The organism is Rhizobacter sp. Root1221, assembly GCF_001425785.1.
Classification (GTDB): Bacteria; Pseudomonadota; Gammaproteobacteria; order Burkholderiales; family Burkholderiaceae_C; genus Rhizobacter.
This window is the reverse complement of the sequence record NZ_LMDI01000056.1, coordinates 1-19,487: the sequence shown is the minus strand read 5'-3', so window position 1 is coordinate 19,487 and position 19,487 is coordinate 1. Positions and strand designations below refer to the sequence as shown.

General features: G+C 68.9%; 18 protein-coding genes. 8 read left to right on the top strand and 10 right to left on the bottom strand.

What is annotated here, in order from left to right; genetic code table 11:
- Positions 1-23 precede the first annotated feature (23 nt).
- From ASC87_RS26140 to ASC87_RS26110, 7 genes are all read right to left on the bottom strand, one after another.
- The gene (locus ASC87_RS26140) at positions 24-623 is read right to left on the bottom strand and encodes a LysE family translocator (protein WP_056669899.1); all 600 of its coding nucleotides are present in this window, start codon (positions 621-623) and stop codon (positions 24-26) included.
- Positions 624-650: 27 nt separating this feature from the next.
- Positions 651-1,277, bottom strand: a complete 627-nt coding sequence (locus tag ASC87_RS26135) for an L-threonylcarbamoyladenylate synthase (RefSeq protein ID WP_056669896.1) — start codon at positions 1,275-1,277, stop codon at positions 651-653.
- Between the two features lie 55 nt (positions 1,278-1,332).
- Positions 1,333-2,196, bottom strand: coding sequence for a 3',5'-nucleoside bisphosphate phosphatase (locus tag ASC87_RS26130; protein WP_056670475.1), 864 nt, complete (start codon positions 2,194-2,196; stop codon positions 1,333-1,335).
- Between the two features lie 58 nt (positions 2,197-2,254).
- Entirely contained in the window at positions 2,255-3,352 is a 1,098-nt protein-coding gene (locus ASC87_RS26125) for a PQQ-dependent sugar dehydrogenase (protein ID WP_056669893.1), read from the bottom strand.
- 35 nt (positions 3,353-3,387) lie between these two features.
- Positions 3,388-4,386, bottom strand: a complete 999-nt coding sequence (locus tag ASC87_RS26120) for an aldo/keto reductase (RefSeq protein ID WP_056669890.1) — start codon at positions 4,384-4,386, stop codon at positions 3,388-3,390.
- Between the two features lie 73 nt (positions 4,387-4,459).
- Complete coding sequence (gene recJ / locus ASC87_RS26115; RefSeq protein ID WP_056669887.1) at positions 4,460-6,193, bottom strand: single-stranded-DNA-specific exonuclease RecJ; 1,734 nt, start codon at positions 6,191-6,193, stop codon at positions 4,460-4,462.
- Entirely contained in the window at positions 6,193-7,116 is a 924-nt protein-coding gene (locus ASC87_RS26110) for a hypothetical protein (RefSeq protein ID WP_235582302.1), read from the bottom strand. The genes recJ and ASC87_RS26110 overlap by 1 nt, the downstream gene beginning before the upstream one ends.
- 303 nt (positions 7,117-7,419) lie before the next feature.
- On the opposite strand from ASC87_RS26110, the gene ASC87_RS26105 reads away from it, so the two are divergent.
- The 5 genes from ASC87_RS26105 to ASC87_RS26085 all read left to right on the top strand — a co-directional run bounded on the left by ASC87_RS26105 (position 7,420) and on the right by ASC87_RS26085 (position 12,841).
- Positions 7,420-8,283: a UDP-2,3-diacylglucosamine diphosphatase gene (locus ASC87_RS26105; protein WP_056669881.1), complete on the top strand. Its 864-nt coding sequence runs from the start codon at positions 7,420-7,422 to the stop codon at positions 8,281-8,283.
- A complete protein-coding gene (locus ASC87_RS26100) occupies positions 8,280-9,335 on the top strand; it encodes a glycosyltransferase family 1 protein (protein WP_056669878.1) in 1,056 nt (351 codons plus the stop codon). The genes ASC87_RS26105 and ASC87_RS26100 overlap by 4 nt, the downstream gene beginning before the upstream one ends.
- Complete coding sequence (gene ppk1 / locus ASC87_RS26095) at positions 9,335-11,371, top strand: polyphosphate kinase 1 (protein ID WP_056669875.1); 2,037 nt, start codon at positions 9,335-9,337, stop codon at positions 11,369-11,371. The genes ASC87_RS26100 and ppk1 overlap by 1 nt, the downstream gene beginning before the upstream one ends.
- Positions 11,371-11,832, top strand: coding sequence for a phosphohistidine phosphatase SixA (sixA, locus tag ASC87_RS26090; RefSeq protein ID WP_056669872.1), 462 nt, complete (start codon positions 11,371-11,373; stop codon positions 11,830-11,832). The genes ppk1 and sixA overlap by 1 nt, the downstream gene beginning before the upstream one ends.
- 124 nt (positions 11,833-11,956) lie before the next feature.
- The gene (locus ASC87_RS26085) at positions 11,957-12,841 is read left to right on the top strand and encodes an acyl-CoA thioesterase II (protein WP_056669869.1); all 885 of its coding nucleotides are present in this window, start codon (positions 11,957-11,959) and stop codon (positions 12,839-12,841) included.
- 10 nt (positions 12,842-12,851) lie between these two features.
- On the opposite strand, the gene ASC87_RS26080 is transcribed toward ASC87_RS26085, so the two are convergent.
- Positions 12,852-13,457 carry a DJ-1/PfpI family protein gene (locus tag ASC87_RS26080; RefSeq protein ID WP_056669866.1) on the bottom strand — a complete coding sequence of 202 codons (606 nt, stop codon included), beginning with the start codon at positions 13,455-13,457 and terminating at the stop codon, positions 12,852-12,854.
- 112 nt (positions 13,458-13,569) lie between these two features.
- Here ASC87_RS26080 and ASC87_RS26075 point away from each other — a divergent pair, with 112 nt between their 5' ends.
- Positions 13,570-14,004 (top strand): hypothetical protein, encoded by a 435-nt coding sequence (locus ASC87_RS26075; RefSeq protein ID WP_056669863.1) that lies wholly within the window; start codon positions 13,570-13,572, stop codon positions 14,002-14,004.
- A gap of 4 nt (positions 14,005-14,008) precedes the next feature.
- Here the strand turns inward: ASC87_RS26075 and ppx are convergent, their stop codons facing one another.
- Positions 14,009-15,526 (bottom strand): exopolyphosphatase, encoded by a 1,518-nt coding sequence (gene ppx / locus ASC87_RS26070; RefSeq protein WP_056669860.1) that lies wholly within the window; start codon positions 15,524-15,526, stop codon positions 14,009-14,011.
- A 126-nt stretch (positions 15,527-15,652) separates the two neighbouring features.
- Here ppx and ASC87_RS26065 point away from each other — a divergent pair, with 126 nt between their 5' ends.
- Positions 15,653-16,525 (top strand): dienelactone hydrolase family protein, encoded by an 873-nt coding sequence (locus ASC87_RS26065; protein WP_056669857.1) that lies wholly within the window; start codon positions 15,653-15,655, stop codon positions 16,523-16,525.
- Between the two features lie 165 nt (positions 16,526-16,690).
- Positions 16,691-17,467 (top strand): ZIP family metal transporter, encoded by a 777-nt coding sequence (locus tag ASC87_RS26060; RefSeq protein ID WP_056669854.1) that lies wholly within the window; start codon positions 16,691-16,693, stop codon positions 17,465-17,467.
- 313 nt (positions 17,468-17,780) lie between these two features.
- On the opposite strand, the gene ASC87_RS31275 is transcribed toward ASC87_RS26060, so the two are convergent.
- Positions 17,781-19,318 (bottom strand): IS3 family transposase gene (locus tag ASC87_RS31275; RefSeq protein WP_157604375.1). Its coding sequence is split into 2 segments (ribosomal slippage): positions 17,781-18,868 and positions 18,868-19,318, totalling 1,539 coding nucleotides; the frame shifts between segments, so codons are not numbered across the junction.
- Positions 19,319-19,487 lie beyond the last annotated feature (169 nt).

Sequence of the window (19,487 nt, the reverse complement as noted above, 5' to 3'; positions counted from 1 at the left end):
AGAGCGGCTACGCTGTCACCGCCTCATTCGAACAGGATGGGGTACAGGGACGCCACCAGCAACGCCGCACACACCCCGTTGAAGATGCGCACCGACCGCGGGTTCTGCAACACGCGGCGCATCGCCACGCCGCACGAGGCCCAGGCGGCGATGCACGGTGCGCCCACGGCACCGAACACCAGCGCGAGGAGCAGCACGTCGGGAACCCCGAACGCGTGGGGCAGGTAGGTGGTGAGCGCGCTGATGGCCATCACCCAGGCCTTTGGGTTGACCCATTGGAACGCGGCGGCACCGAAGAACGACATCGGCTTGGTGGCACTGGCCTCGCCCGGCGCCACCGGGACGGCGCGGGCCAGCTTCCAGGCCAGCCACAGCAGGTACGCGGCGCCCACGTACTTCAGCACGGTCTGCAGCGCGGGCACCTGAACGAACAGCGCGTGCATGCCCAGCCCCGTGGCGAACACCAGGATCACGAACCCGATGCTGATGCCGGCCAGGTGAGGCAGGGACCGCACGAACCCATGGTTCAGCCCCGACGCCAGGAGCATCATGTTGTTGGGCCCCGGCGTGATGGAGCTGATGGCCGCGAAGGCGCAGAAGGCGAGGATCTGGTCGAGGGACATGGCCGGTTTCGGGGCTCCTTCAGCCTCTCAGCCCAGGCCCAGCAGCGCTGCGTCGCCGCGGCCCTGCCGCACGACCTCGGGCGGCTCCTTCGTCAGGTCCACCACGGTGGTGGGTGCCATGGCGCACGCGCCAGCGTCCACCACGGCCTGGATCTGCCCGGCGAACCGCTCGCGGATCTCTTCCGGGTCGTTCAGCGGTTCGGTCTCGCCCGGTGGGATCAGCGTGGTGGCCAGCAACGGTTGGCCGAAGACGGTGAGCAGTTGCTGCAGCGTCACGTGTTCGGGCACACGCAGCCCGATGGTGCGGCGCGACGGGTGCGAAACACGCCGTGGCACTTCTTTCGTGGCCTCGAGGATGAAGGTGAACGGCCCCGGCGTGGCGCTCTTGAGCAGGCGGTACTGCTTGTTGTCCACCTTGGCGTAGCTCGCCAGTTCCGACAGGTCGCGGCACAGCAGCGTGAGGTGGTGCTTGTCGTCCACCCCGCGGATGCGGCGCAGCTTCTCGGCCGCGGCCTTGTCGTCGAGGTGGCACACGAGCGCATAGCTCGAATCGGTGGGCACGGCGGCGATGCCGCCGGCGTGCAGGATCTCGGCGGCCTGCTTGAGCAGGCGCTGCTGCGGGTTGTCCGGATGCACTTCGACGTATTGGGGCACGGTGCGCTCCTTGGGGTCAGTCAGCGATGGTATCCGCGGCACTGACCGTGGCGGGTCACGACGGCTGCAGCACGCGTTCCGAAAGCGCGCTCCACACGGGCGTGAGGCGGGCCGGCAGCGGGGGCAGCTTGCCGAGGTCGATGTGGCTTTCCGCGGGGCTGTGGAAGTCGGAGCCGCGCGAGGCGAGCAGGCCGAACTCGACGGCCATGTCGGCGTACTTCACGAAGTCGGCCGCGGTGTGGCTGCCCGTGATCACCTCGACACCCCGGCCGCCGTGCGCGATGAATTCGGTGAAGAGGGCGTATTCCTCGTTGGGCGTGAACTTGTAGCGGCCGGGGTGGGCGATGACGGCGGTGCCTCCGGCCTCGACGATCCAGCGCACCGCGTCGCCGAGCTTGGCCCAGCGGTGGGGCACGAAGCCAGGGCGCCCGTCGATCAGGAAGCGGCGGAACACCTCCTGCGTGTCGCTGCAGACGCCGGAGTCCACCAGGTGGCGCGCGAAGTGCGTGCGCGAGATGAGTTCCGGGTTGCCCACGTACTTCAGTGCCCCTTCGTAGGCGCCGTGGATGCCGACGGTGGCCAGGCCCTCGGCCATCTCGCGGGCGCGTGCTTCGCGGCCCCCGCGGGTGGCCGACAGCCCTTGCAGGAGCTGGGGCTGATCGGGGTCGAACCCGAGGCCTACGATGTGCACCGTGGTCCCGGCGAAGGTGACCGAGATCTCGACCCCGGTCAGGTAGGGCAGGCCCAGCGCGCCAGCCGCGGCGCGGGCCCGGTGCTGGCCCCCCACCTCGTCGTGGTCCGTCAGCGCCCACAACTCCACCCCGTTGGCCCGTGCGCGTTCGGCGAGGGCCTCGGGTGTCAGCGTGCCGTCCGACACCACGGAATGGCAATGCAGGTCGGCGTTGAGGTCGGAGGTCAGGGATTTCACCAAGTCATTGTAGGCAGAGGGGGGAGCGCCTCGCCCGACACGGGTCATTTCACCGTGGCGTAAGCCGCAGAACCCGGCCCTCGGGGCTGTCGGTGAGCAGGTACAGCCACCCGTCGGGTCCCTGGCGCACGTCGCGGATGCGTTCGCCCAGGTCGGTCAGCAGGCGCTCTTCGTGCACCACCCTCCGCCCTTCGAGTTGCAGGCGCACGAGCGCCTGCCCGCGCAACGCGCCGATGAACAGCTGGCCCTGCCAGCCGGGGTAGCGGTTGCTGGTGAGGAAGGCCATGCCGCTGGTGGCGATGGACGGCACCCAGTAGGTGACCGGTGGGGTCATGCCGGCCTTCGTGGTGCCTTCACCGATGGGTTTGCCGCTGCCGTACTCGGCGCCGTACGACACCACCGGCCAGCCGTAGTTGTGGCCGCCGAGGTCGATGTTCAGTTCGTCGCCGCCCTGCGGGCCGTGTTCATGGGTCCACAGTTCCCCGGTGGTGGGGTGCAGCGCGGCCCCCTGCATGTTGCGGTGGCCGTAGCTCCAGATCTCGGGCAACGCGCCGGGGGTCTTGATGAACGGGTTGTCGGCCGGCACGGCGCCGTCGGCCTCGATGCGGATGGTCTTGCCCAGGTGCGACGCGAGGTTCTGCGCGTCGTCGCGGCGCGAGAAGCGGTCGCCGAGCGTGATGTAGAGCCGCCCCTGCCGATCGAACACCAGCCGCGAGCCGAAGTGGTTGGTGCTGGCCACCTTGTCGCGCTGGCGGAAGATCACCGCCACGCCGGTGAGCGTGTTGCCCACCAGCTTGCCCCGGGCCACGGCGGTGCCGTTCTTGCCGCCGTCACCGGGTTCGGCGTAGCTCAGGTAGACGAGGGCGTTGGTGGCAAAGCCGGGGTCGAGTGCCACGTCGAGCAGGCCGCCCTGGCCCCGGGCGTCCATCGCCGGCAAGCCGGCCACGGGGGCCGACAGCTGGCCGTTGCGGTCCACCACCCGAAGGCGGCCGGGGCGTTCGGTGACGAGCATCCGGCCATCGGGCAGGAACGCGAGGCCCCACGGGTGTTGCAGGCCGGTGGCCACCGGGGTGACCGCGAGTTGCGGGTCGGCCCACGCGCTGGCGGTGGCCAGCGCGAACACGATCAGGGTGACGAGGCGGCGCATCGGGTCAGATCTCGGGTCGGTGCGTCGCGCCCGGGTCACGCCTTGGTGAGGATGCGCTCGATGGCGCTCACCTCGGTGTCCGACAGCCCGGCCGCGTTGACGGCCTTCACCGCATCGAGGATCTGGGACTCGCGGCTGGCGCCGATCAGCACCGACGTCATGCCCTGGTGGCGCAGCACCCAGGTGAGGGCCATCTGGGCGAGCGTCTGGCCACGGCCCTGCGCCAGGTCGTTCAGCGCGCGCAGCGTGGCCAGGCGTTCCGGGGTGATGTCGGTGGGTTTCAGGAACACCCCCAGCGAGGCCCGCGAATCGGACGGCACGCTGCCGCCGAGGTAGCGGTCGCTCAACAGCCCTTGGGCCAGCGGTGAAAACGCGATGCAGCCGATGCCTTCCTCGTCAAGCGCCTGCAGCAGGCCGTCTTCCACCCAGCGGTCGAGCATGCTGTAGCGGGGCTGGTGGATCAGGCACGGCGTGCCCAGGCCGCGCAGGATCTTCGCCGCGCGCCGGGTCAGGTCGGCCGGATAGTTGGACACCCCCACGTACAGCGCCTTGCCGCTGCGCACGATGTGGTCGAGCGCGGCCATCGTTTCCTCGAGCGGGGTCTCGGGGTCGGGGCGGTGGTGGTAGAAGATGTCGACGTACTCGAGGCCCATGCGCTTCAGGCTCTGGTCCAGGCTCGAGACGAGGTACTTGCGCGACCCCCAGTCGCCGTACGGGCCCGGGCCCATCGTGTAGCCGGCCTTGCTGGAGATGATCAGCTCGTCGCGGTACGGGGCAAGGTCGGTGCGCAGCAGCGTGCCGAAGTTCGTTTCGGCGGAGCCCGGGGGCGGGCCGTAGTTGTTGGCGAGGTCGAAGTGGGTGATGCCGTGGTCGAACGCGCAGCGCACCAGGGCGCGTTGCGTCTCCAGGCGATCGACCCCGCCGAAGTTGTGCCACAGGCCGAGCGAGACGGCCGGCAGCTTCAGGCCGCTCTTGCCGCTGCGGCGGTAGGGGATGGATTCGTAACGGGCGTGGTTCGCCAGGTAGTGCGTCATGACGTTGCTTGTGGCAGGGGGCGCAAGGGGCAACCAGTGTGCCTCCAAATCCCCGCCCTGTCTTGACCGATCCTCAGCCGATCCCTTCGACGATCATCTGCACCCGCTGCCGGCCGTTGTACTCGTCCAGGCGCAGCTGGTAGGCGAGCGTGATGCGTTCCCCCACGGGGTCGCTGTGGCCGAACCAGATGGCGTCGCGCACCGTGCCCGCGTGGCGCACCGACAGCTTCAGGTGCTTTTCACCCACGAGCCGTTGCGAGATGACCTCCACCTCGTCGCTGAACACCGGCGGGTCGAAGGCCTGGCCCCACACCTGCGCGTCGAGCGCCCGCACCGTCTCGGCGGTGAAGTACTCGGCGTTCAGCGGGCCGTCGGTGAGCAGCGTGCGTGCCAGGGTGGCGGCGTCGAGCCACTCGCTGGCCACGTCGCGCAGCGCGCGTTCGAAGGTGGGGAAGTCCGCCTCGTCGAGCGTGGCGCCCGCGGCCATCGCGTGGCCGCCGAAGCGCTTGAGCACGCCGGGGTGGCGTTTGCTGACGAGGTCGAGGGCGTCGCGCAGGTGGAAGCCGGGGATGGACCGGCCCGAGCCCTTGAGGAGCCCGTCCTGGCCCTTCGCGAACACGAAGGTGGGACGGTGCAGGCGGTCTTTCAGGCGCGACGCCACGATGCCCACCACCCCCTCGTGGAAGTCGGGGTCATAGATGGCCAGCGCCGACGGCGAGCCACCGGCCAGGTCCGCGTGGGCCAGCAGGTCTTCCAGCATGCCTTCGGCCTGCTCGCGCATGCCCGCCTCCACCTCGCGGCGTTCGCGGTTGATGGCGTCGAGCTGCTGCGCGAGTTCGGTGGCACGTGCCGGGTCGTCGGTCAGCAGGCACTCGATGCCGAGCGACATGTCGGAGAGGCGGCCCGCCGCATTGATGCGCGGCCCCAGCGCAAAGCCGAAGTCGAAGCCGCAGGCCCGCGTGGCGTCGCGCCCCGCGGCGGCGAACAGCGCGGCCACGCCAGGCTGCATGCGGCCGGCGCGGATGCGCTTCAAGCCCTGCGCCACGAGGCGGCGGTTGTTGGCGTCGAGCCGCACCACGTCGGCCACGGTGCCAAGCGCCACCAGGTCGAGCAGCGCGTCGAGCCGGGGTTGCTGCTCGGGCGTGAACACACCGCGATCGCGCAGTTCGCTGCGCAGTGCCAGCAGCACGTAGAACATCACACCTACGCCCGAGAGGTTCTTGCTCTCGAAACCGCACCCGGGCTGGTTGGGGTTCACGATCACCGTGGCGTCGGGCAGCACGATGTCACCCTGTTCCTTCGCGGGCAGGTGGTGGTCGGTCACCACCACGTCGATGCCCAGTGCGCGGGCGTGGGCCACGCCGGCGAGGCTTGCGATGCCGTTGTCCACGGTCAGCAGCACGTCGGGGCGGGAGGCCATGGCCAGGTCGACGATGGCGGGGGTGAGGCCATAGCCGTGGACTGCGCGGTCGGGCACCACGTGGCACAACGTGCCTGGTGCGGCGCCCAGCATCGCGAGGCCGCGCAGCGCCACGGCGCAGGCGGTGGCACCGTCGCAGTCGTAATCGGCCACCACGCAGATGCGGCGGCGCGCCGCCAGCGCGTCGGCGAGGAACCGGGCGGCGGCCTGTGCGCCCAGCAGCGCGGATGGCGGCAGCAGGCGGGCGAGGCCGTCGTCGAGCTCGTCGGTCTGGCGCACACCGCGGGCCGCGAACAGGCGTGCCAGCAGCGGGTGCACGCCCGATTGTTCGAGCGCCCACACGACGCGCGGGGGCACGTCGCGGCGTTGCAGGGTGGGGCCGGCCATCACAGTGCCGCCAGCATGGGGTGGACCGATGCCGGTGCGAGTTTTTGCCGCAGGCGGGCCCACAGCGGCTGGTCGAGCCGCCCGAAACGCTGCGCGTACCGTTCGCCCGACAGCGTGAGGGTCACGTCCTGGCCGCTGCGCGCGGCCTCCACGGCCTGCGCCAGCGGGCCGGCGTCGAGCGTGCGCCAGGCGTCGGCCCAGCCTGCCCAGTCATGGGCGATGGCTGGCGCCCGCAGGCGGTTGTCGATCACCCGGTCGTTGTTGGCGCGTTCGGGTTGGGCGCGGCCACAGCCGCTCAGCCAGAACGAATTGACGGGCAGGGCACCGAGCCCCACGCGTTCGTCGTTCAGCGGGTGCTGGTACAGCAGCATCTGCACCTCGTTCTGCAGGCGGCGCACGAGGCGGGCCTGCGGGTGCGAGGCCATCCACAGGTCGATGTTGCGGCCGATGGCGCGGTCGATGGAGGCGGCGGGCAGGTTGTCGAGCGACTCGTGGGATGCGTACCAACGGGTGGGACCGCCCCACGCGAGCGACCAGCCTTCGCCGTCGAACAGCGGTTGGACGGCCTCGAACAGCGTGTGGGAGGCCTGGGCGCTCAGGTGCAGCGCGTGCGGGTCGGCGAGGCTCACGTGGTCGGAGCCCACGTGCCAGTGCACCGGCGTCAGCAGGCCCCACGCGCGGGAGCCGGGGTCGATGCTGTCGGCGCGGGCGGCCTGCGCGGCCCATGGCAGGCAGCCGTCGTCGCCTGACCAGCCGAGGGCGTCGGCCAGCGCGCGTTCGTGCGGTGTCGTGAGGGTGTACTCGTCGGTGCCGACGCGGTGGGTGGCGGTCAGTCGGGCGAGCAGCTTGGCGAGGTTGGGCAGGTCCAGGTCGCGGAGCGTGTGCTGCCCGCTCTCGGACAGCACGGAGGCGAATGGGATCATCAGGTGCATCCGGCGATTATCCCGGGTCGGCGCCAAGCCCCCAGGTATCACCTGCGCTTTGGGTCCGATGGGGCGTTCGCCCCGTCACCCCGGCCCCCCGGGGCCGCCTGCCATCCGCTGCGAGTGATGTTTTCTCTCAGGCGAGGCCGCGCCTGGGAGAAAACTCAACTCGCAGCGCCCAGTGGGCCCCGACGTCCGTCGGGGTGACGGGGGTGACGGGGACAGCAGTGGGCAGAAACCCGTCACCGAAGATTCACACCAACGCCTCACCCCCGTCACACCCCAGGGGGACGATGCAGGTCCATGCACACCGCCGCCGCCACCCTCCGCGCTTGGACTGACCCCCCTGCGCGACGCGATGACCCACCGGGCGACGACGACTTGTCCCCCGGCCGGAAGGCGCGCTATCGCGCGGTGTGGATCTCGGACTTGCACCTGGGCACGCCCGGCTGCCAGGCCGACGCCCTGCTCGATTTCCTCAAGCACGTGGAGTGCGACCACCTCTTCCTCGTGGGCGACATCATCGACGGCTGGCAACTGCGCCGCAGCTGGTACTGGCCGCAGGCGCACAACGACGTGGTGCAGAAGCTGCTGCGCAAGGCGCGCAAGGGCACCCGGGTGATCTTCATTCCCGGCAACCACGACGAATTCGCCCGCCGCTACGTGGGCCACAACTTCGGTGGCATCGACGTGGCGGAGGACTGGGTTCACGAGACGGCCGACGGCCGCAAGCTGTGGGTGATGCACGGCGACCTGTTCGATGGCGTGATCCAGTGCGCCAAGTGGCTTGCCCACGTGGGCGACAGCCTGTACGAGTTCACGCTGAAACTCAACCGCTACCTGAACTCGCTGCGCGCGCGCCTCGGGCTGCCGTACTGGAGCCTGTCGAAGTACCTGAAGCTCAAGGTCAAGCGCGCAGTCAGCTACGTGGGAGACTTCGAACGGGCCGTGGCCCGGGAGGCACGCAAGCGGGGTGTGCAGGGGGTGGTGTGCGGGCACATCCACCACGCCGAACTGCGCGACATCGACGGCATCCTGTACGCCAACGACGGCGATTGGGTGGAGAGCCTCACGGCCCTGGTGGAACACGCCGACGGTCAGCTGGAGATTGTCGACTGGTCGTCCCGGCTGCCGGGCCGGGCAGCCCAGGTGGCGGCGGTGGCATGAGGGTCGCACTCGTCACCGACGCCTGGACGCCGCAAGTCAACGGCGTGGTCACCACGCTGGTGGAGTTGCACGCGGGGCTGCTGGCCCACGGGCACGACGTGGTGCTGGTGGAGCCGTCGGGGTTTCGCCGGTTCGCCTGTCCTGGTTATCGAGAGATCGAACTCGCCTGGCGGCCGGCCACCCGCGTGAACGCGCTGCTGGCCGAGGCCCAGCCTGACGCCATCCACATCGCCACCGAAGGCCCGCTCGGTTCGGCGGCCCGGGCCTGGTGCCTGCGCCATGGGCTGGCATTCACCACGGCGTTCCACACGCGCTTCCCCGAGATCCTCGCGCGTGCGCTGCACGTGCCCGAGCGCTGGGGGTATGCGTGGTTCCGGCGGTTCCACGCGCCGTCGTCCGGGATCATGGTGCCCAGCGCGGGCATGTACGACATCCTCGACGGGTACGGATTCGCGCCACTCAAGCGATGGTCCCACGGCGTGGACCTGGGGCTGTTCCACCCCGTGCCGGGCGCGGACCTGGGCCTGCCCCGGCCGGTGTTCCTGCACGTGGGCCGCCTGAGCTACGAGAAGAACCTGGAGGCCTTCCTCGACCTGGACCTGCCGGGCTCGAAGGTGGTCTATGGGGTCGGGCCGCTGCAGGAGCGGTTGCGGCGCCAATACCCGAACGTGCACTGGCGCGGGGTCGTGCCCCGGTCCGAACTCGTGAACATCTACAGCGCTGCCGACGTGTTCGTGTTCCCCGGCCGCTCCGAGACCTTTGGCCTGGTGATGCTGGAGGCGCTGGCCTGTGGCACGCCGGTGGCCGCGTTCCCGGTGCCCGGCCCGCTCGATGTGCTGGGGAAGACGCCAGAAGGGGGCGTGCTCGACGACGATCTCCGCGCGGCCGCGATGAAGGCGCTCGGCACGCCGCGCGAAGATGCCCGCCGCCGGGCGTTGACGATGGACTGGGATGCGGTGTGCCGCGAGTTCATCGGGCACCTCGTGCCCATTCATGACAAGCCCGTGACAGCTGTCACAAAACCGTCGCCAAAGGTTCATAAACTGGTGTGATGAACGATGCCCCCCCGCTGCTCGGCCTGCTGAACCGCGAAAGCGCCATCCTCAATTTCAACCGGCGCGTTCTGGCCCAGGCCCGCCGGCCCGACGTGCCGCTGCTCGAGCGGCTCCGCTACATCTGCATCGTCTCGTCGAACATGGACGAGTTCTTCGAGGTGCGGTTCGCCGACTACATCGAGGCGGCACGCCTGCCGGGTGCCGGCGTGTCGAACCGCGACCTGGAGGCGGTGGCCGCCGACGCCCATGCGCTGATCGACGACCAGTACCGCGCGTTCAACGAGGAAGTGATGCCGGCGCTGCAACGCCACCACATCCGCATCCTGAACCACGGCGAGCGCAACGAGGCGCAGCGCCAGTGGGTGAACCAGTTCTTCCAGCGCCAGGTGCGGCCCCTGCTGGTGCCGGTGGGGCTCGACCCGTCGCACCCGTTCCCGCAGGTGGCCAACAAGTCGCTGAACTTCATCGTGCGCCTGGGCGGCAAGGACGCGTTCGGGCGCGAGAACATCATTGCCATCGTCAAGGTGCCGCGGGTGCTGCCGCGGGTCATCCGGTTGCCCGACGAGATCTCGGGCGGCCACCAGGTGTTCGTGTTGTTGACGAGTGTGATCCGTGCCCACCTGGAGGAACTGTTCCCGGGCCGGGAGGTGGAGGCGTTTTCGCAGTTCCGCCTCACCCGCGATTCGGACCTGGAAGTGGACGAGCAGGACGTGACGAACCTGCGCCAGGCGCTCCGCTCGGGCTTGACCACGCGGCACTTCGGCCAGGCCATCCGCCTCGAGGTGGTCAACACCTGCCCGCCCGAGCTCTCGCAGTTCCTGCTCGTGCAGTTCGCGTTGCCGCCGGCCGCCCTGTACCTCGTGAACGGCCCGGTGAACCTCGTGCGCCTGAACGCCCTGATCGACGGCGCCGACGCCCCCGAGCTGCGTTTCCCGCCGCACGACGCGCCGTGGCCCGAAGGGCTGTCGCGCGATGAGTCCTTCTTCGAGCAGCTGCGTGACCGCGACGTGCTGATGCACCACCCGTTCGACTCTTTCGAGCCGGTGGTGCAGTTCCTGCGCGAAGCGGTGCACGACCCCGACGTGCTGGCCATCAAGCAGACGATCTACCGCACCGGCAGCGAGTCGCCGCTGATGGACCTGCTGATCGAGGCGGCCCGGCGCGGCAAGGAAGTGATGGCGGTGGTGGAATTGAAGGCCCGCTTCGACGAGGAGGCCAACATCAACTGGGCCGAGCGCCTGGAGGCGGTGGGCGCGCAGGTGGTGTACGGCATCGTGGGCCTGAAGACCCACGCGAAGCTGCTGCTGGTCACCCGCCGGGAAGGCACGCGGCTGCGCCGCTACGGGCACCTGTCCACCGGCAACTACAACCCGAAGACCGCTCGGCTCTACACCGACGTGGGTTACCTGACGGCCGATGCCGACCTCACGTCCGACGCCGATGCCGTGTTCCAGCAGCTCGCGAGCCTGGGCAAGACACGCCCGCTGCGCCAGCTGCTGCAGGCCCCGTTCACGCTGCACCGCCAGGTGGTGCGCCACATCGACAGCGTCACGCAGGCGGCCCGCGCGGGCAAGCCGGCGCGCATTGTCGCGAAGGTCAACGCACTGACCGACGTGCCCATCATGCAGGCCCTGGTGATGGCAGCCCAGGCCGGCGCCCACATCGACCTGATCGTCCGCGGGGCCTGCATGCTGCCGCCCATCCCGGGCATTCGCGTGATCTCGGTGGTGGGGCGGCTGCTCGAACATTCGCGCGTGCTGTACTTCCGCTGGGGCGACACCGACGAGGACGAGACGCTGCTGCTGTCCAGTGCCGACTGGATGGGCCGCAACATGTTCCGTCGCATCGAGGTGGCCTGGCCGGTGCGGGATGCGAAACTGCGCCAGCGCGTGATCGACGAATGCCTCGTGCCGTACCTGCACGACCTGAAGGATGCCTGGGAACTCCAGGTCGACGGCAGCTACCTCCGCCTGGGCACCGATGGCCCGAGCGCCCAGCAGGCGCTGATGGCGAAACACTCCGGGAGCGTGTGATGGACCTGATCCTCTGGCGCCATGCCGAAGCCCACGTGATCAAGGAAGGCCAGTCCGACCTCGACCGCACGCTCACCACGAAGGGCGAGCGCCAGGCCCAGCGCATGGCCGAGTGGCTGAACCAGCGCATGGCGCACTCCACCCGCATCATGGTGAGCCCGGCCGCGCGCACGCAGCAGACCGCCAAGGCGCTCGACCGCCACTTCAAGACCGTGCAGGCCCTGGCGCCCGAGGCGTCGCCGGTGGCGCTGCTCAGCGCCGTGCGCTGGCCCGACGCCAGCGAGCCGGTGCTGGTCATCGGCCACCAGCCTACGCTGGGCCAGGTGGCCGCCTTGCTGCTCGGCGAGGTGCACCAGACCTGGGTCATGAAAAAAGGCGGCGTGTGGTGGTTGCGCCAGCGCATGCGCGAGGGGGTGTCGCAGGTGGTCGTGCAGGCGGTGCAGGCGCCCGACCTGCTCTGATCCGTCCCGCGCGGCGCAGGGCCGCCAATCACGGCGCGGATAGCGTGCCTTGTCGACCTTCTGGCCGCCCGCCTGTCGCCGAGGTGACGGCACGTGCCGGGGGGCCCCGTGCGATCATTCCGGCATGAATCCCCAAGTCCAAGAGCTGATCGGGCTGCTGCAGGTCGAGCAGCTCGAGCAGAACCTGTTCCGAGGCATCAGTGGCGACATCGGCAGCCCGCGTGTGTTCGGCGGCCAGGTGCTCGGCCAGGCCCTGATGGCCGCGGCGCTGACGGTCGAGGGCAGCCGCACCGTCCACTCACTGCACGCCTACTTCCTGCGCCCCGGCGACAAACACGCCCGCATCGTCTACGACGTGGACCGCATCCGCGACGGTGGCAGCTTCACCACGCGCCGCGTGGTGGCCATCCAGCACGGCCAGCCCATTTTCAACTTCGCCGCGTCGTTCCACGTGCCGGAGGACGGCCCGTCGCACCGCGCCGGCATGCCGCAGGTGCCCGGCCCCGAGGGGTTGACCAGCGACCTCGAGCTGCGCCGCCAGCACATCCACAAGCTGCCCGAGCGGTTGCGGGCGGTGTTGCACGCCGAGACCGCCATCGAGATCCGCCAGGTGGTGCCGCTCGACCCGTTCGATCCACCCGTGGCCCCGCCGCGCAACGACGCCTGGTTCCGTGCGGTGGACCGCCTGCCCGACGACCCGGTGCTGCACCAGGCCATGCTCGCGTACTCGTCCGACTTCGGGCTGCTGCGTTCGGCCCTGATGCCCCACGGCATGAGTTTCATGAAGGGCAACCTGCAGGTGGTGAGCCTGGACCACGCGATGTGGTTCCACGAGCCGTTCCGCATGGACGAGTGGATGCTCTACACCACCGACTCCCCGTTTGCCGGCAACGCCCGCGGCTTCTGCCGTGGCAGCATCTTCACGCAGGACGGGCGCTTGATCGCGTCGGTGGCGCAGGAAGGGCTGATGCGCGCCACACCGTTGCCGGGGTCGTCGCTTCAACCCTAGCGAGAAGCGCTCAGGCGCGCGGGTTTTCGGTCCAGTCGAATTCCATCTGCCGCGCCGTGCGCTCCGCAAGCGCGCGTCCGGCCAGGCGCTCCACGAGGTGCAGGCTCATGTCGATGCCGGCCGAGATGCCGGCGGACGTGACCACGGCGCCTTCATCCACCCAGCGTTGCCCGGTGCGCACGTCGAGGCCGGGGAACATCGCCTTCAGGTCGTCGATGTCTTCCCAGTGGGTGGTCACGGCCTTGCCGTCGAGCACGCCAGCCTTCGCCAACAAGAACGCGCCGGTGCAGATGGACGCCACCAGCGGCACGGCGGCAGCGGTGCGGGTGATCCAGCCGAGGGTGTCGGGCTGTGCCAGTTCATGGGTGACCACGCCGCCCGGCACCAGCAGCACGTCGAGCGGCGGGTGGTCGGCGAACGTCGCATCGGGTTGCACGAGCAGGCCGGCGCGGGCGCGCACCGCCGTGGTGCTGCGGGCGATGGTGCACACCGCGAACAGGTCCTCGTCGTGGGTGCGGCGGTGCACACGGGCTGCGGTGGTGAAGACCTCGAACGGGCCGGCGAAGTCGAGCACCTCGACCTGGTCGAACACGTGAAGGCCGATGGTGATGGTCATGAGGGGTCTCCTGGTGCCCATCATGCCTCACGGACCCCAAACTCATGGGATGGTCGGGCAGCGCACTGTGTCCCACAGTCGGGGGTGTCTGGTCGCACGAGGAGGGTCCCCCATGAGCCGACGGCACCTGCCGCTGCTGGCGATGCTCGCCACGCTGGCTTCCGGCGGCCATGCCGCCGACACCAGGAAGGCCGAGGCCCTGGTCGTCCAGGCGCTCTCGTGCGAAGTGCCCAACGGCAAGGCCAGGTCCGTCGTGAAGGCGCTTGCCGCGCTCGGGGCCAAGCCTGGGAAACTCGAGGGCGACTTCGTGTTGCCCGTGCCCGTGCAGGTGTTCGGGCTGCCGGTGTCGTACGTCAGCGCCTTGCCGGCCGACCTGGGCGTGGACACCTACATCGCCGTGTTCCCCTCGGGCAACCTCGCCGCCGTGGCTGCGGCGGCCCGGCTGAACGCCACGGCCGGCACCTACCGGCGCGAAGCACCCCGCGGCCGGCTGGCCGCCGACCTGCGCAGCCGGGTGGATGTGTGGCTCAGCTGCGCCACACAGTGACGTCTCAGCTGCGCACCTGCAGCCGCGTCACGCCGCTCTTGTCCCACACGCCCACTTCCTCGTTCAGCAGGTAGAGCGTGCGCGGGTGGCTGTCGGCCCAGTCGCCGGGCACGCTCAGCACGGCCACGTTGTCCTTCAGCTTCAGCGAGGTGGTGCCGGCCGGCACGGGCTGGCGTGCGTGGCAGTGGATGATGGCCAGCCGCAGGCACAGCACCTGCAGCGCAAAGCCGGGGTCGGCGAGTTGCTGCTCCACCTTGCGCAGCCCGCCCCGCTGGGCGAGCACCAGCTCGGCCAGGCGCCGTTGCTGCGATTGCGAGAACCCCGCCGCGTCCACGTGGCTCAGCAGGTAGGCGCTGTGGCGGTGGTGGTCATGGTGCGACACCATCATGCCGATTTCGTGCAGTGCGCAGGCCCACCCCAGGTGGCGGTGCGGGTCGGGATCGGTCCCGGCCAGCGGGGTGTACAGCGCTGCCGCCACGGCCTCGACCCGTTTCGCCTGGGCGGTGTCCACCTCGAAGCGCTGCTGCAGGTCGCGCACCGAGGCGTCGCGCATGTCGTGGCCGGCTGCGCCGGTGGACCGGCCCGCGCTGGCGGCACGTTGTTCGTCGAGGTCGAAGATCACGCCTTGGCGCAGGGCCCCCTTGGCGGGCTGCAGCGCGTCGATGCCGAAGTGGGTGGCGAGCGTGTAGAGGATGGCGAGGCCGCCGCCGAGCACGGCCCGGCGATCGTCCTTGAGGCCGGGCAGCGACAGGCGGTCGGCCCGGCCAGCCTTCAGGCACTGGGCCATGCACCAGCGCAGCCCGTCAGGTGTGATGGCGCCGTCGGTGATGCCGCTGGCCAGCAGCAGCTGCGACACGGCCCCGGCCGTGCCGGACGACCCGAGCGACTCGTGCCAATGCTTGCGCGCGAACGGCCCGAGGGCTTCTTCGAACTCGGCGCCCGCCGCCACCTGGGCATTGCGGAAGGCTTGTTCCGAGAACCGGCCGTCGGGGAAGAAGCGCATCGACAGGCTGACGCTGCCCACCTGGAACGACTCGGCGCGCAGCGGCGTGCGGCCGTGGCCCAGGATCATCTCGGTGGACCGGCCGCCGATGTCGATCACGAGGCGATGCTGGGAGGACGGCTGCAGGCGGGCCACGCCGGCATAGATGAGCCGCGCTTCCTCGCGGCCGGAGATCACTTCGATGGGGTGCCCCAGCACCGTCTGGGCGCGGGCGAGGAACAGGTCGCGGTTGCGCGCTTCGCGCAGCGTCTGCGTGGCCACGGCGCGCACCTGGCCCTTCGGCAGGCCGGCCAGGCGCTGGGTGAAGCGGGCGAGGCAGGCGAGGCCGCGTTCGACGGCGTCTTCCGTCAGCATGCCGTCGGCGTCGAGGCCGGCGCCGAGGCGCACGGTTTCCTTCAGGTAGTCGACACGCTTGTAGCGGCCCGGGGAAATCTGGCCGATCTCGAGGCGGAAGCTGTTGGAGCCGATGTCGATGGCGGCAAGGTCGGTGGGGGGTGCGTGGGCGCGCGATGAACTCATGCGGCCGATTGTCCCGTCTTTTTGTGGCAGCCCACCCGGCATCGGGGTCACGGCGACAGGTTATTGCGATCGTTCCTAGAATGCGTGGCTCACCGGCCCCCCTTCGTGACCAGGAGATCGACGACCATGCTCCGCTCTGACCTCGACAGCCTCACCCCGACCCGCGACTTCACGCGGCGCGGCTTCGTGCAAACCGCGGTGGGTTCCGGCTTTGCCGCCGCCGTGCTGCCGGTGAGCGCACAAACCATCACCACCGACACCGCGGGCCTCACGGCCGGCGAGATCAAGATCCCCGTGGGTGGGTCGCACATCCCCGGCTACCGCGCCGCGCCCGCCGGCAAGACCGGGCTGCCGGTCATCCTCGTGCTGTCCGAAATCTTCGGTGTGCACGAACACATCGCCGACGTGGCCCGGCGCTTCGCCAAGCTCGGTTACCTCGCCATCGCGCCGGAGCTGTTCGTGCGCCAGGGTGACGCCAAGGCCTACAGCGACATCACCAAGCTGATGAGCGAGGTGGTCTCGAAGGTGCCCGACGAGCAGGTGCTCGGTGACCTCGACGCCACGGTGGCCTGGGCCAAGGCCAACGGCGGCGACACGGCGCGGCTCGGTGTCACCGGGTTCTGCTGGGGCGGGCGCCAGGCCTGGCTCTACGCCGCCCACAACCCGGGCGTGAAGGCCACGGTCGCGTGGTACGGGCGGCTCGTGGGCGCGGCCTCGCCGCTGACGCCGAAACAGCCGGTCGACGTCGCGGCCAAGCTGTCCGGACCGGTGCTGGGCCTGTACGGCGGGGCCGATGCCGGCATCCCGCTTGACACGATTGATAAGATGAAGGCTGTCCTGGCCTCGGGCAGTGCGGCGGCGAAACGATCCGAGTTCGTCGTGTACCCCGACACCCCGCATGCTTTCAACGCCGACTACCGGCCCAGCTACCGCAAGGAAGCGGCCGAAGACGGCTGGAAGCGGGCAGTGGCCTGGTTCAAGGCGAATGGGGTGGCTTGACGGCCGGCCCAGCTGGTTCTGAGGGCCCCCAGGGCCGGGCTGCGCCCAGCCCGCCCCCCGTGGGGGTGCCAAGGAAACTTGGGGCGGCCCGGCGTTTCCTTGTGAGAAGCCGCGCACCGCGCGGCTTTTTTGCGTTTGTGTTTGTGTGACGACGAGTCGATTCGAATGACACTCCTGTACATCGTGGCGGCCACCTTCCTGGGTGGGTTGCTGTCGGTCGTGATTGCGGCGAGCTTGACCGTGGCCGTGCTGTCGAAGGTGGTGCACCACCTGGTCAGCCTGTCCACCGGCGTGCTGCTGGGCACGGCGCTGCTGCACGTGCTGCCGGAGGCGTTCGAGAGCAAGGCCCCGCCGCACTCGCTGTTCCTGACGCTGCTGGCGGGGCTGTTGTTCTTTTTCCTGCTGGAGAAGGCCGAGCTGTACCGCCACGGCCACCACCACGAAAGCGACCACCACCACCACCACCACGGATTCGACCGCCAGCAGGCGGGCCGGGGCGGTTGGAGCGTGCTGGTGGGCGACAGCATCCACAACTTCTGCGACGGCATCATCATTGCCGCGGCGTTCCTGACCGACACGCAATTGGGCATCGTCACGTCGGCCGCCATCATCGCGCACGAGATTCCGCAGGAGGTAGGCGACTACATCGTGCTGCTCAACGCCGGCCTGTCGCGCAAGAAGGCGCTGGTGTACAACGCCGCCTCGGGCCTCGCCGCGGTGGTGGGTGGGGTGGTGGGCTACTTCGTGGTGGGGCCGTGGGAGCAGTTGTTCCCGTACATGCTCGTCATCGCGTCCAGCAGCTTCGTCTACGTGGCCGTGGCCGACCTGATCCCGCAACTGCAGCACCGCCTGCCCATCCGGGAGACGCTCGCCCAGATCGGGTGGCTGGCCGGCGGGCTGGCCATCACGATGATGATCGTGGGGTCGTTGCACAGCCACTGAGCAGGGGACGTCGTCCCTGCCAACCCGCCTGCGAACCCACCCGGGTCCGTTGTGCGCTTCGGGTTGTGCTTTTTCTCTGGCGAGGCCGCGCCGGGACTCGGCCCGGCAGCCGAGTTACCTTTCTGGTCGCGCGGTGTGTGTCAAGGTAGTTGTCGCATCCGCCGTCAAGCTGCTTGCCTCACCTCTTCTCGTGGCGGCCGGTCAGGATTGAGGAACATATCGCCGCGCCGGTCTCGGGCCAGAANCTCGGCCCGGCAGCCGAGTTACCTTTCTGGTCGCGCGGTGTGTGTCAAGGTAGTTGTCGCATCCGCCGTCAAGCTGCTTGCCTCACCTCTTCTCGTGGCGGCCGGTCAGGATTGAGGAACACGATCTCTTCCAGCTTCCAATTCCTGAGTCCGCCAGCCCATCGTGCGGGATTTCCCGTGCGGGCTTGCTTGTAGAGCTCAATTCGCTTTGCCAGAAGCGCGTGATCTTGCCCTCGGTGACGCTGGTCAGGTGTGACGTATTTCAATGCGCTGTGCCGGTGATCTTCGTTGTACCAACGCACGAACTTGAGAACCCATTCGCGCGCATCGTCAAGTGAGCTGAAGGGCCGTTCGGGCCATAGAGGGCAGTACTTCGCCGTACGGAACAGAGCCTCGGCATAGGCGTTATCGTTGCTCACTCGTGGTCGGCTGTAGGAAGGGACCACCCCCAGTTCGTGCAGCGTTGCCAGAAGGGTTCCGCCCTTCATCGCGCTGCCATTGTCGGAGTGCAAGATCACTGGTTTGCCCGCCGTCTGTTCGCGCAAGCACCCGCGGCTAAGCAGCCGGCTGGCGTTCTCTGAGGATTCGCCGTCATGCACTTCATTGACGATGAGCTTGCGGCTGAAGATGTCCTTGACCATGTACCAATAGAAGTACTGCCCTCGCACGGTTGAGGGTAGCCAAGTGATATCCCAGCACCAGACCTGGTTCGGCCCGCGCGCACTGTGCGTCGTTGGCGGGCGCGAACGAGGGACCTTGCAACGACCTCGCCGGTGGTTCTGCCCTTGTGCTCTCATAACCCGGTAGAACGTCGATTCCGAGGCCAAGTACACGCCCTCGTCAGCCAGTTTGGGCACGATCTGATGGGGCGTCAGATTCGCACAGTCAGACCGATTGACTGCCGCCAGAACCGCTTGCCGTTCGTCCTCAGAGAGCTTGTTCACTGGCGCCGCTCGTCGAGCCAAGGGCCGCCCATCGACTGGGTTTCGTCGCCACCTTTGCAGCGTTCGCTCGGTCAACTCTAGCTCGTTGCACGCGGCCCCCTGGCGAGCGCCCGAAGCAATTGCTTCATCAATCAATCTGATTGCATCATCGCGATCCGAGGCGTTGATCATTCGTCCTCTTCCTGTCCCCAGATCGCGTCGGCTTTTTTTCTGAGGATCAGCAACGCAGCCGCCTCCGCCAGCGCTGCGTCTTTGCGACGAAGCTCCTTCTCAAGACTCTTGATTCGCTGAAGGGCCGTCGGATTCTCCACGGCCCCATCAAGGACCGGCGCCACCCCATTTGCCTCTTCGCAGGCCCTGCGCCACTGCTGCAGGTGTTCGACCTGTATTGCTTTGGATCGGCAGTACTGCGAGATCTCGGCCTCACTCAGCAATGCAGTCTCCAGCACCGCCTTGAACTTCTCCGGGCCCGACCACTTTTCGATCCCTTTGCTACCCGGCATGAATACTCCTCTCGCTCGAGCCTCCTGGCGCCACAGTCGAAGGCTCACCACCGTGATGCCCGACTCTTTGGCCAACTGCAGGGTGGACAGGTTCCTGGGCGGCGACATCTGCGCCAACGCCCACTGCTTCTGCTCAGCGGAATACCGCTTCCCCGACATCTTTCATTCTCTCTCCGCCCCCCACCTTGGAATGGAAATGACGAAGCGACAACTATCCTGACATGGAGGGCGCGCCCAGAAAGGTAACCCAAAGATGCGCTCGAACACCAGCTTCCCGGAMCTTTGCTCGGGCGCTTCGAGTGGCCAATCCCCCGCGCGACCACTGTCT